The sequence below is a fragment of the Alloyangia pacifica genome, assembly GCF_900116195.1.
GTDB classification, from domain to species: Bacteria; Pseudomonadota; Alphaproteobacteria; order Rhodobacterales; family Rhodobacteraceae; genus Salipiger; species Salipiger pacificus.
This window is the reverse complement of sequence record NZ_FOZW01000009.1, coordinates 101,710-115,130: the sequence shown is the minus strand read 5'-3', so window position 1 is coordinate 115,130 and position 13,421 is coordinate 101,710. Positions and strand designations below refer to the sequence as shown.

The 13,421-nt window shown below is 65.4% G+C and carries 10 protein-coding genes and 2 pseudogenes; 10 read left to right on the top strand and 2 right to left on the bottom strand.

Annotated features, from left to right (window positions below; all coding sequences use genetic code 11):
• Window positions 1-18: 18 nt before the first annotated feature.
• Window positions 19-912 (bottom strand): MurR/RpiR family transcriptional regulator, encoded by an 894-nt coding sequence (locus BM397_RS18535; protein ID WP_176806824.1) that lies wholly within the window; start codon window positions 910-912, stop codon window positions 19-21.
• 466 nt (window positions 913-1,378) lie between these two features.
• Here BM397_RS18535 and BM397_RS18530 point away from each other — a divergent pair.
• From BM397_RS18530 to BM397_RS18490, 9 genes and pseudogenes are all read left to right on the top strand, one after another.
• Window positions 1,379-1,747: pseudogene (locus BM397_RS18530) on the top strand (transposase); the annotation flags it as partial.
• 351 nt (window positions 1,748-2,098) lie between these two features.
• The gene (locus BM397_RS18525) at window positions 2,099-3,172 is read left to right on the top strand and encodes an ABC transporter substrate-binding protein (protein WP_092429323.1); all 1,074 of its coding nucleotides are present in this window, start codon (window positions 2,099-2,101) and stop codon (window positions 3,170-3,172) included.
• Window positions 3,173-3,228: 56 nt separating this feature from the next.
• Window positions 3,229-4,296: an ABC transporter ATP-binding protein gene (locus tag BM397_RS18520; RefSeq protein ID WP_092429321.1), complete on the top strand. Its 1,068-nt coding sequence runs from the start codon at window positions 3,229-3,231 to the stop codon at window positions 4,294-4,296.
• Window positions 4,293-5,171: an ABC transporter permease gene (locus tag BM397_RS18515; RefSeq protein ID WP_092429319.1), complete on the top strand. Its 879-nt coding sequence runs from the start codon at window positions 4,293-4,295 to the stop codon at window positions 5,169-5,171. Before BM397_RS18520 ends, BM397_RS18515 begins: the two co-directional genes overlap by 4 nt.
• A 3-nt stretch (window positions 5,172-5,174) precedes the next feature.
• A complete protein-coding gene (locus BM397_RS18510) occupies window positions 5,175-5,999 on the top strand; it encodes an ABC transporter permease (protein ID WP_092429317.1) in 825 nt (274 codons plus the stop codon).
• Complete coding sequence (locus BM397_RS18505; protein WP_092429315.1) at window positions 5,996-8,089, top strand: hydantoinase/oxoprolinase family protein; 2,094 nt, start codon at window positions 5,996-5,998, stop codon at window positions 8,087-8,089. Before BM397_RS18510 ends, BM397_RS18505 begins: the two co-directional genes overlap by 4 nt.
• Window positions 8,086-10,056: a hydantoinase B/oxoprolinase family protein gene (locus tag BM397_RS18500; RefSeq protein WP_092429313.1), complete on the top strand. Its 1,971-nt coding sequence runs from the start codon at window positions 8,086-8,088 to the stop codon at window positions 10,054-10,056. Before BM397_RS18505 ends, BM397_RS18500 begins: the two co-directional genes overlap by 4 nt.
• Entirely contained in the window at window positions 10,053-11,273 is a 1,221-nt protein-coding gene (locus tag BM397_RS18495) for a M24 family metallopeptidase (protein ID WP_092429311.1), read from the top strand. The genes BM397_RS18500 and BM397_RS18495 overlap by 4 nt, the downstream gene beginning before the upstream one ends.
• A gap of 11 nt (window positions 11,274-11,284) precedes the next feature.
• Window positions 11,285-11,989 (top strand): GntR family transcriptional regulator, encoded by a 705-nt coding sequence (locus tag BM397_RS18490; protein WP_218124917.1) that lies wholly within the window; start codon window positions 11,285-11,287, stop codon window positions 11,987-11,989.
• Between the two features lie 70 nt (window positions 11,990-12,059).
• On the opposite strand, the pseudogene BM397_RS30080 reads toward BM397_RS18490, so the two are convergent.
• Window positions 12,060-12,392: pseudogene (locus BM397_RS30080) on the bottom strand (transposase); the annotation flags it as partial.
• Between the two features lie 131 nt (window positions 12,393-12,523).
• Between BM397_RS30080 and BM397_RS18485 the strand changes: the two are divergent.
• The gene (locus tag BM397_RS18485) at window positions 12,524-13,375 is read left to right on the top strand and encodes a transporter substrate-binding domain-containing protein (protein WP_092429307.1); all 852 of its coding nucleotides are present in this window, start codon (window positions 12,524-12,526) and stop codon (window positions 13,373-13,375) included.
• Window positions 13,376-13,421: the final 46 nt, after the last annotated feature.

Sequence of the window (13,421 nt, the reverse complement as noted above, 5' to 3'; positions counted from 1 at the left end):
AAAAATTGCATTTTTCCGTCAATCAGCGAGGGGGCGCATCTCATCGTCTGCGACGTTGGACACGAACTGATGCTTGAGTCGGCGGAGCGTTTCGAGAGATTTTTCCCGCGTTCGCGTCGCGACGCCGAGAGCAAGCACGTCAATCGCGTAGAGCATCGCGTAGCGGGCGGATGTCGGTCCAAGAACGTCACCGCTGTCGTGGGTTTCAACGGGAACAGTAAGATCCGCCATTTCTGCCATCTCGGTTTCGGGGGGACAGACTGCAAGACTAAACGCGCCATATTCTCGTGCTATTTGCATGGCTTCCAGGCTGGAGCGGTTGTTGCCACTCAGCGAGCAGACTACGATCAACGTGTCTGACTCCATGGTTGCGGCGAGCATCGACTGCATGATGCCGTCGCGGCAAGGAACGACGGTCTTGCCCAGGCGGAAGAAGCGGTTCTGGAACTCTTCGACGAGCCAGCTAGATACGCCACCGCTGCCGAAGGCATAGATTGTGTCGGCGCGCAGGATATGCGCGATCGCCTCGTCGAGGACGCTGTCCGGTATACTCATGGCCTGGGCAATAGCATCATGTGCCCGCGCGGCGGTCTGATCGCGCAGCCCGGTGATCGAAGTGACGGGTTCCTGCGTCTTCAGGTAGCGTGCCCCTACTCGGATCGCACCCATGATCTGAAGCTTCAGATCCCTCAGGCCGTCGCATCCGACCCGGCGGCAGAAGCGGGTCACGGTCGGCGCGGATACCCCGATCCACGGCACGATTTCCTCGATGGGCTTTTCGACAAACCCGCTTGGGTCCTGGAGGATTGCATCGGCAATTCGCCTTTGAGTCCTCGAAAGTTCCGGCAAGAGATTGTGGATCCTTCCGAAAATATCCGGGATCTTCTTGCTGTCCTTCGAAGATGTCATCATCCGGAACTCCGTTATGCCGTGATCGCCCCGGGCAGGGCTTCCAATACCGCTATCACACCAAGAGGAGAGCTCCCAACCTGCGAATGGTTGAGTGAACTCGCGCTGGGTATTCGTTGCCACGGTGAGCCTTCGGAGCCATTGCCCGCGCTTCTGCCGGGCCTCACGCTCCGCCGGGAGCAGTCGATAAAGACTATTCTTTTTGGCCAACCGGCGCGCAACAGGCGCACCTTTGGCCTTCATTCTGGAGAGCCGTGGCCATCCTCGCGTCGGCGACAGGCGCGTCGCAGGCGGGGTTTTCTTCACAACCGCGGAAGTGCCGGAGCGAGAAGGGCGCATCTGCCCAGATGTTCGAAAGGCTGTTCGTGGACACACCTAAGAGGACGGCCCAGAATTTTGTAGATGCGGATTACATAATTCGACCTTGTCCGCCTCGAACTCGTGCCCAATTGCTGAACGCCCATCACCCCGCATGTGCCATGATGCGATCGCCGGGCGTGGAGCCCACGCCGTCATCCCGCTCCGTAAGAGCGCGAAGCCCTGGAGGGCCATCACCGCCGGAGCGCTCGCCACTGTCCCCGGACCAAGGGCGGGCAAAGGCTTGCCGCGAAGCGACGCCCTGCGTGCGGTCAAATACCTTGGCCGGGTGCTCTGGCGACGACCGAGCGGATACCACCGCCGAAGCCGCGTCGAGAGGAAGAAGCATTGCATGAAACTGCTGGGCCAGCGGCTCATGGCGCGGGGCTTGGGCCGTCAGGTCGCCGAACTTTAGGTCCGCATCGCCGTCCTGAACGGCTACGCCGCGCTCGGCATGGCTGTCACGGCAGCCGCGGGATAAGCCCGTCCGGGGAAAGCGGAGCCTTGGTCATCAGCCGAATTGTGCAACCGAGCCATCGACCACCCCGGCTCGCTTGAAAGCGCGCAGCGCGCAGCGAGCTAAACCACCTCTCGGTACGTCACTCAGTATCGCTGGGTTCGCGAAATGATTTTCCTCAAAATTTGACCAACAATGCCCTGTGTGCGCTGAAAACTTAGGCGCCCCGAGTTGAGGTCCAATGAATCTTGTGTCGGTCTACATTTTTCATTTGTGCTGTATACAGATCGACATTCAGAAATGTAGGCAGACAAAAATGCAGTACGGGCGCCCGCTCATGCTCCGCCTCACAAGCAGAACCTGGAGTACATTGATATGACAGAGACCAACCTGCGCAGCTCGCGTCGCGCATTCATGATGGGTGCCGCGGCCTCCGGCGTCGCCCTTGCCGCTCCCCGCGGGGTGCGCGCCGCCGGCAACGTCACGGTGACCCAGTTCATCTGGACCGGTGCTCAGGAGCCCGTGCCCCGCCGCATCGCCGAGGAGTTCATGGCGCAGAATCCGCAGGTGACGATCGAGATGATCGCGGGCACAAATGGCGCGACCTACCCCAAGCTTGAAGCCTCGCGCGACATCGATCCCGACAGCCCGCTGCTGAACCTCGGCTTCTTCAACATGGATGCCAGCGAGCGCGGCCGCGCCCGCGACCTCTGGCTGCCGATCACGGCCGAGACCGTGCCCAACGCCGGGCATATCCTTCCGGCCTACCGGCAGGCGGATGACCTTGGTGCCTTCTTCTGCATGGATGTTGGAGGTCTGGCTTACAACACCGAAGCCTTCGACAGCGCCCCGGACAGCTGGGAGATGATGTTCGCGCCCGAGTTCAAGGGCAAGGTCGCTTTCTTCGACAGCTTCTGGGCGGGCAACGGCTTTGCCGTGATGGCGCATCTGCACGGCGGCGCCGAGGCGGCGATGGAGATCTACGAGAAGGCCGCGCGCGATGGCCATATCCATTCGCTGGTGACCTCCAATGCGCAGCTGCAGCAGCTGCTCGTGTCGGGTGAGGTGGTTCTGGCGCCGCACTTCCGCGGCGTGGTCCTGCCCTGGGCGAACGAGGGCGCGCCGGTGGCCTACGCGGTGCCGAAAGAAGGTCAGGTGGCCTTCCCCGAGGGCTTCCAGCTGGTGAACGGCACGTCCGACGATCAGCTGGCCGTGTGCCACGAGCTGCTGAACCAGTCGCTGTCGCCCGAAAACGTGCTCGACTACTGCGAGACCGCCTGTGTCGTGCCGCTGATGGACAACGTCACCCTGCAGGGCGCGCTGGCCGAGGATCCCGCGATCCAGCCCGAGGCCATCGAGAAGGCCATCCAGCTCGACTACGCCGACATCGCCGCCAACGCGAAGTCCTGGGCGAACGAGTGGAACCGCCGCGTGAAGGCGAACCTCTGACAATACCTCGGGTGGGCCGTCACCGGCCTGCCCGCCCCAAATTCCTAGGAGACACCATGTCCGATGTCGCCCTTCGCGGGGTCGAGAAGTCCTATGGCGGCGAGCTTGCCGTGAAGGGCATTGACCTCGAGATCGAACGCGGAGAATTCTTCTCGCTGCTGGGGCCCTCGGGCTGCGGCAAGACCACCACGCTTCGGATGATCGCGGGCCTCGAGATGCCGACCGCGGGCGAGGTGCAGATCCGCGGTGCGCGGATGAACGAAGTGCCGATCAACCGGCGCCCGACCAACCTAGTTTTCCAGAAGATGGCGCTGTTCCCACACCTCGATGTCTTCGAGAACGTGGCATTCGGTCTGCGGATCAAGGGGATGTCGGAGGGTCAAATTCGTCGCCGGGTGGGCGAGATGCTCGAGGTGGTCAGCCTCGAAGGCTTCGAGAAGCGCCCCGCCCCGGCGCTTTCCGGCGGTCAGCAGCAGCGTGTGGCGATTGCGCGCGCGCTGGTGAACGAGCCGGCGGTGCTGCTGCTCGACGAGCCGCTCGGCGCGCTCGACCTGAAGCTGCAACTACGCCTGCAGCGGGAACTGCGACAAATCCAGAAGGCGACGGGGACCACCTTCGTCTACGTGACCCACAACCAAGCCGAGGCGCTGACCATGTCGGATCGGCTGGCGGTGATGAACGGCGGACTGATAGAGCAGATGGGCACCCCTGCCGACATGTATCTCAAGCCCGCGACGAGCTTCGTGGCGAGCTTCATCGGACGCACCAACCTCCTGTCCGGACGTGTCACCTCGGTCGAGGGCGGCACTGCCCGCGTCGATGCCGCCGGGCTGGAGCTGCTGCTGCCCGCCGAAGGGCGCAACATCGGCGAGCGGCTGGACCTGTCGCTGCGGCCCGAGCGCATCGAGATCGGCGCTGCCGGTGCCCCGGCGATCGTGCGCGAGGTGGAATTCCTCGGCGCGACCGTCCTTTACCGCTTCGAGACGAGCGGCGATCAGCGGCTGCTGGTGCAGACCCTCGCCGACCGCGCGCCGCTCGCGGTCGGCGAGAGCACCTGCCTGAGTTGGGCTCCCGGTGCGGCGGTGCCGATCGCCGCGACAACCGTGTCGGAGGAGCTCGCATGACCACGGCGGATCTCGGCGGCGCGCCGGGCCGGACGATGCCGCGCTGGCTGCGCCTGTCCTGGCTGATGGGGCCCGGTTTCGTGCTGGTGGTGCTGCCCTTCCTCGGGGCGATGATCATGCTTGCGGCCTACAGCCTGAATTATCGCGACGACAACGGCATGGGATTGGGCGGCTCGATCTGGCGCGAGTTCCTGACCGACCCGTTTAGCTGGCAGGTGCTGTGGAACTCGGTCCGGATCGCCGGGCTGGCAACGATCTTCACCCTGATCGTCGCCTATCCCACCGCGGCGGCGCTGCTGAAGGTGCGCAACCGTACCTGGCGCACCCTGGCCTATGTGGCGCTGTTCTCGCCGCTGCTGATGAGCGTCGTGTCGCGCTCCTACGGCTGGCTGCTGCTGCTCTCGGACAACGGCTTCGTCAACCAAATGTTCGGCGCGCTCGGCCTTGGGCCGTACCGGCTGATCTTCAACGAAACCGGGGTGATCATCGCCATCGTGCACGTCATCCTGCCCTACGCGGTGCTGCCGATCCTCAACATCATGACGCAGGTCCCGCCGATCTACGGCGAGGCCGCGAAGGACCTGGGGGCCGGGGGCTGGGCACTGTTCCGCCGCGTGACGCTGCCGCTGACCCTCCCCGGGGTGATTGTTGCCGCCGAGATCGTCTTTGCCCTGTCGATCAGCGCCTTCGTCACGCCCAGCCTGCTTGGCGGCGGGCGTGTGCTGACCCTCTCGCGACTGGTCTACGACAACATCGGCCTGGTCGAATGGGGGCTCGCGGCCGTGCAGGCCATCGTGCTTCTGGCCACGGCGCTGGCCGCGCTTTTCGTGCTGGAACGCATGAACCGCGCCACCCATGCCGGAAAGGGAGACTAAGACATGCAGGATTCCGCTCTCAAGCTCTGGGCGCTGCGCCTCCTGCTGGTGGCCGTGGTGCTGTTCATGATGGCGCCGATCGGCATCGTCATCGTCAACTCCTTCAACGCCTCGGCGTTCAATGCCTGGCCGCCGACCGGCTTCACGCTGGATTGGTACGCCAAGGTGCTGAGTGACCCGAACTTCCGCGCCGGTGCGGTGAACTCGCTGATCGTCGGCGTCGCCTCGACAGTGCTGGTTCTGCTGCTCGGCATGCCGATCGCCTACGCGCTGGCGCGGTTCCGCATGCGCGGTGCCGGGCTGCTGCGGGCGACGCTCTTCGCGCCCCTCGTGGTGCCCCGTGTGGCCATCGGTTTCGCCCTCTTCGTGCTCTTCGTGGTGGTGGGCGGAGGGCTCTACGGCAGCTATCTCGGCATCACCCTCGCGCATGCGATCCTGATGCTGCCCTTCGTGGTAACGATCCTCGCCTCGACGATCGGCGAGATCGACCCGCTGCTCGAGGAAGCTGCCCGCGATCTGGGCGCGACGCCGCTTCAGGCCTTCCGCCGCGCGGTGCTACCGCAACTCGGCGGTGCGCTGGTGGTATCGGGCATCTTCGCCTTCATCACCTCGTTCGATGAGGTCGAGACCACGATCTTCATCGTCAAGCCGGCGGTCAACACGCTGCCGGTCGAGATGTATCACTACATGGAACAATATCAGGACCCCACGCTCGCGGCGCTTTCGACGCTGCTGATCCTCTTCACCCTGCTCATCGCCCTTGTCGTGCCCTTCGCGGTGCGGGGCAACGTGCTGCTGAAGATGATGGGTTCCGGGAGACAGGTATGACCAAGACCCCAGCCTACCGCCTCGGCATTGACATCGGCGGAACCTTCACCGACCTCGCACTGGTCGACGAGGCCACCGGCGAGACGATGTCCTTCAAGACCCCATCGGTGCCCTCCGACCCGGCGCAGGCCGTGCTGAACGGCGTCACCATCCTGCGCGACGAGCACGGGATCGATCCGGCCTCGATCCGCTACTTCGTGCATGGTACCACGCTTGGCCTCAACACGCTGCTGCAGCGCAACGGCGATCGCACCGGGCTACTGGTGACCGAGGGATTCCGGGATCTGCTGGAGATCGGCCGCCTGCGCCTGCCCGATCCCACCAACTACTACGTCGAACGCATCCGGCCGCTGGTGCAGCGCCGCGACGTCCGCGAGATCCGCGAGCGCCTCGACGTCACCGGGCGCGTGCTGACGCCGCTCGACCTGCCGGCCGCGGAGGCGCAGGTCGCGGCGATGGAGGCCGAGGGGGTCCACTCCTTCGCCATCGTGCTGATGCATTCCTACCGCAACAGCGCGCACGAGGCCGCCCTCGTGGCGCATCTGCGCGCGCGTTTCCCCGGGCTCTACTTCTGCGCGAGCCACGAGGTGTGGCCGCAGCAGCGTGAGTACGAGCGCGGACTGGTCACCGCGATCAACGCCTATATCGGACAGCGAATGAAGGTCTACTTCGACCGGCTGCACGCCGGCATGGAAGGCATCGGCATGACCGCGCGGCTGATGACCACCAAATCGAACGGCGGCATCATGACCGCCGCCAGCGCCGGGGCCGCGCCGGTCGAGACTCTTCTGTCGGGGCCGGCCTCGGGAGCCATGGGCGCGCTCGCCTGCGGGCGGCAGGCCGGCTACGACCGGCTCATCGGGTTCGACATGGGCGGCACCTCGGTGGATGTGGCCATCGTCGAGGGCGACGTGCTCTATTCCAACGAAAGCCAGATCGGCGACTTCCCGATCATCATGCCGACCGTCGACATCTCGTCGATCGGGGCAGGGGGCGGCTCGATCGCCTGGCAGGACGCCTCGGGCATCCTGAAGGTGGGGCCGCAGAGCGCCGGGGCGCGTCCGGGTCCCGCAGCCTACGGCTTCGGCGGCACCGCGCCTACCGTGACCGACGCCTACGTGCGCATTGGCCTCTATGCGCCCGATCGGGTGCTCGGCGGCGGGCTGAAGCTCGACCACGCCAAGGCCGAGGCGGCGCTGGCCAGCCTCGCAGGCCCGCTCGGCATTTCGACGGCGGAGCTGGCGCAGGGCATTCTCGACGTCACGACAGCCAACATGTACGCGCAGTTCATGCCGCTGATGGCGCGCAAGGGTCTCGATCCACGCGATTTCAAGCTGCTCGCCTACGGCGGGGCCGGGGCGCAGCACGCCTTCCTGCTGGCCCGGGAGGTCGGCGTCGAGGCGGTGCTGGTGCCCGCCTCGCCGGGAACGCTATGCGCGCAGGGATCGCTCAGCGCAGACCTGCGGCAGGACTTCATCCGGACCATGCCGAGCGGTCAGCACGACATAGCGGCCGCGCTCGGCACTGCCTTCGAGGAGCTGTCGAAGGACGCCCGCGTCTGGCTCGACGAGCAGCCGGTCGAGGTGACCGAAACGCAGCTGCGACTTGCCGCGGACATGCGCTACCGGGGCCAGTCGTTCGATCTGACGGTGCAGCTCCCGGGAGACGGCAGCTTCTCCGAGGAGGCGATGGCGGCGCTGCATGACGCCTTCCACGAGGCCTACCGGACGATCTACGGCTTTGCCGACGAGAAGGGGGCGGTCGAGATCACCAACGCCCGAGTCACCGTGCTGGGCCTGACCCCGCGCGCCGCGAGCCCACAGGAGATCGCCCGGGTCGCCCCGGGCACCCGCCCCACGCCGCGGCTGACCGGCACGCTGATCGAGGACGGCGCGGCGGTCCCAGCGAGCTTCTACGATCGCACCACGCTTTGCGCAGGGCATGTGATCGACGGTCCGGCGGTGATCGAGGCGGCGGACACGACGATCTACCTCCCCGGCGACTTCACCGCCGAGATCGACGCGCATGGCAACCTCATCGGCCGGCTGCACGGCCGCGCCACCCAAAGCGAACAGGAGACAGCGGCATGAAGACCTCCGCCGTTCAGCTGGAAATCTTCCGCAACCGGTTCCAGGCCATCGTCGAGGAGATGGCCTCGGTGACGCTGCGCACCGGGTTCACCGTCTTCGTCAAGGAGACCTCGGACTTCGGGGCCTGCCTCGTCGCGCCCACGGGCGAGGTGCTCGCCGCACCCACCGAGGCCTCGGTCAGCCTGATGGTCGGCCTGCCGGGCTGGGAGGCGATCGGCGCCTTCGACAGTTACGAAGAGGGCGATGTCTGCATCGCCAACGATCCGGACACCACCCGCGGGCTGTCGACGCACCTGCCGGATCTCTGGGTCTGGCGGCCGATCTTCGTCGATGGCGAGATCATCGCCTTCGCGTTCAATTTCATCCATTCGTCCGATGTCGGCGGGCGTGTTCCGGGATCGATCTCGCCGGTCGCCAGCGACGTCTGGCAGGAGGGACTGCGCATCCCGCCGATGAAGCTGGTGCGCGCCGGCAAACTCGATGAGGACCTGGTCCGGCTGATCCTGCTCAACTGCCGCATTCCCGACGGCAACTGGGGGGACATCAAGGCCGAGCTCGCCTCGCTCGCGACCGCCGACCGCCGCGTGCGCGAACTTGCCGCCCGCTATGGCCGCGAAGAGGTCGCCACGGGGATCACCGACCTGCTGTGCAGCGCCGAGCAGCGGGCGCGGGCGATCATCCGCTCGATCCCCGATGGGCGCTACGCGGCCAGCGACTACATGGAGATCGAGGCCGGTGTGAGCCGCCCGGTGCGCATTGCCCTCGCCATGGAGGTGGACGGCGAGGAGATCCGGCTCGACTTCACCGGCACCGACCTGCAGGTGCGCGCAGCCTTCAACCTGCCGACCTACGGCCAGCCCGGGCACTACATGCTGTCGCTGGCGATGCTGAACTACTTCCGCACTCTGGACCCGGAGATTCCCTATAATTCCGGCCTGATCCGGCCCGTCGCCATGACGCTGCCGCAGGGCACCATCGTCAACCCCGACCCCGGCCGCGCCTATGGCGTGCGTGCGGCGACCTTCATCCGGGTGATGGACTGCATCATGGCCTGCCTCGCGCAGGCGCTTCCCGAAGCGACGCCGGCCGCCTCGGCCGGGGCGATCTCGATCGTCTCGCTGGCCAACACCGACCCCGAGAGCGGCGCTCGGCGCATCACCGTCGCGCAGCCGCTATCGGGCGGCTCGGGCGGGCGACCGCAGAAGGACGGCATCGACGGTACCAGCTTCACCGGCGGCTGGCTGCGCAACGTCCCGAACGAGGTTCTCGAAGCGGAGATGCCGGTCATCGTAGAGGAATACGGCTACGTTACCGACAGCGCCGCCCCGGGCCTGCGCCGGGGCGGGGCGGGCATCCGCTTCCGTCTGCGCAATCTGCAGGCCGGTACGGTGCTGACTGCGCGGGGCCTTGAGCGCTTCCGGTTCAACGCGCCCGGCAGCCAGGGCGGGCATCCCGGTAGCAACACCGAAGTGGTGCTCAATCCCGGCACCGGCGCGCAGCGGGACCTAGGGCAGATCGACTTGGTGGAATTGGCCCGCGGCGACGTCGTGTGCTTCACCTCGCCCACCGGCGGCGGCTTCGGCGACCCGCGGGTGCGCGATCCCGAAGCCGTGGTCGATGACGTCCTCGATGGCTATGTCAGCGCCGAGAAGGCGCAGGAGTACTACGGGGTGGTGATCTCCGGGAATGGGCTGGACATTGCAGCGACCGCTTCCCGGCGGCAGCAGATGCCGCCGCGCAGCGGAACGGACTGGGGCGCTCTGCGTCAGGAATATGAAGCCCGCTGGCCGGAGCCGGTCCAGTCAGCGCTCATCGCCGCTCTTCTCGCACGTCCGGCGGCGGTGCGCGACACGCTGAGGGGGCCGCTCGAGCAAGTCATTGCAGACCGCACGGCCGCGGGCGAACTCCTCGGAGGAGCTGAGATCGACGCCCTCATCACCGACATGCTGAAAGGAGACGCGGCATGACCCTGACAGAGCCGACGCTGAACCGCCTGCGGACGCTGATGCAGGAGCGGGGACTCGATGCGGTGATCGCCTGGGGCGGTGCCAACTTCCGCTACCTCACGGACTATCCGATCTATTTCGACAACCCCGGCGCGGCGCTGGCCCTCGTGCCCGCCGATCCGGCGCTGGAGCCGATGATCCTCGTCGCCGAATGGATGGCCGATGCTGCCGCCTCTGCGAGCCGTATACGCGACATCCGGACCTTTCCGCTGTGGCTCGAGATCGGCGACCGGGAGGCAATCCTCGCCGGGACCCAGCCGCAGGTGGACAAGCCCACGCCGCGCTACGACCTTGCCGGCAACATGCGCCTTCTGGCGGATGCGCTGGCTGAACGCGGCTTGTCGGGCGGGCGCATCGGCATCGAGAGGGGGCTGGTCTCGCTGACCGCTTTCGAGGCGCTGTCCGCGGCGGCCCCCGAGGTGCGCTTCGCCGAGGCGGCAGCGGTGTTCGCCGACTTGCGCTCGATAAAGACGCCCTGGGAGATTGATTGTCTCAAGGAGGCGACGCGGATCGCCGAGCACGGCCTGCGCACCCTCGCAACGACGCCGCTGCGCGGCCTCGACACCGCCGGGCTGAAGCGGATCTACGATGCGGCCTGTGCCGACTACGCCGCCACGCAGAGCCCCGACGGCTTTTCCGATGGCTATCTGGGCACCCGCGTCACCGCCTCTGTCGGCGGTGCCATCTCGCCCACGGTGGCGGGGGGGCCAAAGGTGACGGGCGAGGAGATGGTGTTCTTTGATTGCGCCGCCTCGGTCCATGGCTACGGCTCCGACACCGGGCGCACGCTCTGCTTCGGCCCGCCGTCGGATGAAGCACGGCGGATCCTCGATGCGGTCTGCGCGGGCATGGAGGCGGCCGAGCCGCTGCTCCGACCGGGCACTCCGATGTCGGAGATCTTCCATGCCGGACAGGATGCCGTGCGCCGCTGCGGGCTGCCCTGGTTCACCCGCGGTCACGTTGGTCACACCATGGGCCTCGGGATGGGCGAGCAGGGCCCCTATCTTGGCCCGACCGAGCACCGGCCGCTGCAGGCGGGCATGGTCGTTGCCGTCGAGACACCCCTTTACATCCGTGGGCTGGGCGGATTTCAGGTCGAGGACTGCTACGTGATCACCGAGACCGGCGCGGAAAAATTCACTACGCTGCCCCGTGATTTTCTCGATGCAATCCTATGAGGGTCAGCACAGTGACCGATGAAAGCACCGAAGAGCCAGCCCAGTCCAACGTCGAAAGAGTCTATGACCTTGTTCGCGATCTTGCGATCCGGTTCGAACTACGGCCCGGAGAGCGCGTGAACGAGGTTGCGCTGGCGCGCCAGTTGCAGGTCTCGCGCACGCCCCTGCGTGAAGCGCTGAACCGGCTTACCGCGGATGGCTTTCTCGACTGCCGTACCGGCAAGGGGTTCTTCCGGCGCAATCTGGAGGTGAAGGAAATCTTCGACCTCTATGAGTTTCGCCAGAAGATCGAGATTGCGGGCAGCGAGCTTGCCGCCGAGCGGGCCGACCCGACAAAGGTGCAGGAGCTGCGCGACTTCCTTGAGATCAGCCGCCGGGACGATCCGGAGCGGACGGTCGAGGACCTCGTGGCGCTCGACGAGCAATTCCACGAGATGCTGGCCGCGCTTTCCGGGAATGGCGAGATTGTCGAGACGTTGCGCCGCATCAACGCCCGCATCCGTTTCGTGCGCTGGGTGGCGATGGAAAACGACCGCCGCAGCCACACGCAATGCGAGCACGTGGCCATCCTCGACGCCGTTGCGTCCGGGCGGCCCGCGGAGGCGCGCCAAATTCTGCAGCACCATATCGATGCGCGGCTAGAGCAGATCACCGAGGCGATCCGCAACAGCTACGCGCAAATCTACATGAACGGGACCCGGGCGGAGGCCCAATGAACATCCACGCCAATCCCATAGGGCCAGAATAAGACGACCCAATCTGTGCGCGCGACTTGAAGCGCTACTCTCATGACCTGCGATGGTAGGGGCGGCGGCCCATCTCCTCCATCATCTTTTCTCGGAAGACCTCGGTCGGGGTCCTCCATCCGAGGCATTTGCGAGGTGTGTTGTTGAGCTCGTCGCAGAGTTGCTTCAGCTCGAGCTCTGTCATGGCAGCGACGTCACGCCGCCCTGGAAGCCAGAGCCGGAGCCGACGGTTGGTGTTCAGGGCTGTGCCATTCTGCCAGGGCGAGGAGGGGTCGCGGAGCCACGTTTGGGTTCCGAACTGGGCCTGCAGGTGCGGCCAGCGAACGAACCCCTTCCATCCGGTATCTTCTGTCAGGTGGCGGACATTAATATGTCTTCACGACATACCAAATTGCAAACTACTCATTTTGCCCACGGGCCGAGCTCGGCCATCCTCGATGTATTGGGGTCAACCCAGCATCCAAAGCGGCAATAAGGCCGCAGTTCATCCAACGGAGAGAAAAAATGAGGAAACTGGTGTCCACCCTTTGCAGTGGCGTCCTTTCTGCCGTCTTGTCTGCGGGTCTTCTCGCGGTTCCGGCCCATGCCAGCGGCGATCATATGAAAGAGGTTTTGGACCGCGGCACGATCCGCATCGGCGTCTTGGGAGCGTTGAAGCCATGGGCCTATCGGTCCGAAGACGGCAACATGCAGGGCTTCGACATCGACCTTGCATCGCGTATCGCGGAAAGTCTGGGCGTCGATCTGGAACTGGTCGAGGTCACTTCAGTCAACCGGATGGAATTTCTCCAACAGGGGCGCGTAGACATGCTGCTGGCCGGCATGTACGACAAGGCCGAGCGCCGCAAGATCATCGGCATCGTCGAGCCGGCGTATGGCGCTTCGGGGCCCTCCCTGATGGCGAAGAAGGGTCTCATCAGCTCTTGGGACGACATCAAGGGCAAGCCAGTCTGCGCGAAGCAAGGCGTGATCTACAATTCGATCGCAGAGACCGAATTCGGTGCAACCGTGGTGGCCTTCACTGGCAACGCCGAGGCCAAGGAAGGTCTTCGGTCGGGCAAGTGCGTCGCATGGTTCTATGACGATACGATCATCCTGCCGGAGCTCGCCTCGGGTGAATGGGACGGCTATGAGATGCCGGTCGAGGCGCTCAATTCCAATCCTATCGGCGCAGCAGTTGCGATCGAGGAGCAAGATGGCGCCTTGGGTGTCTTTCTGTCCGGCATGATCTACCGTTGGCACTCTGACGGGACATTCCTGGAACTGGAAGAAAAATGGAAGGTCGGCCCTTCGTCGTGGTACGCCAAGGAGCATGAGAAGCTTCACTGGGACACTTCGTATCTCGTCTCAGAGTAACATCCATCTGTTGCGGTCTGCCAGACGGGTGGGCCGCAACATCACG

Coding starts and splice junctions, on each gene's coding strand:
- BM397_RS18510 (WP_092429317.1), top strand. CDS start 5,175: ATGCAGGATTCCGCTCTCAAGCTCTGGGCGCTGCGCCTCCTGCTGGTG.
- BM397_RS18485 (WP_092429307.1), top strand. CDS start 12,524: ATGAGGAAACTGGTGTCCACCCTTTGCAGTGGCGTCCTTTCTGCCGTC.
- BM397_RS18495 (WP_092429311.1), top strand. CDS start 10,053: ATGACCCTGACAGAGCCGACGCTGAACCGCCTGCGGACGCTGATGCAG.
- BM397_RS18500 (WP_092429313.1), top strand. CDS start 8,086: ATGAAGACCTCCGCCGTTCAGCTGGAAATCTTCCGCAACCGGTTCCAG.
- BM397_RS18505 (WP_092429315.1), top strand. CDS start 5,996: ATGACCAAGACCCCAGCCTACCGCCTCGGCATTGACATCGGCGGAACC.
- BM397_RS18535 (WP_176806824.1), bottom strand. CDS start 912: ATGATGACATCTTCGAAGGACAGCAAGAAGATCCCGGATATTTTCGGA.
- BM397_RS18515 (WP_092429319.1), top strand. CDS start 4,293: ATGACCACGGCGGATCTCGGCGGCGCGCCGGGCCGGACGATGCCGCGC.
- BM397_RS18520 (WP_092429321.1), top strand. CDS start 3,229: ATGTCCGATGTCGCCCTTCGCGGGGTCGAGAAGTCCTATGGCGGCGAG.
- BM397_RS18525 (WP_092429323.1), top strand. CDS start 2,099: ATGACAGAGACCAACCTGCGCAGCTCGCGTCGCGCATTCATGATGGGT.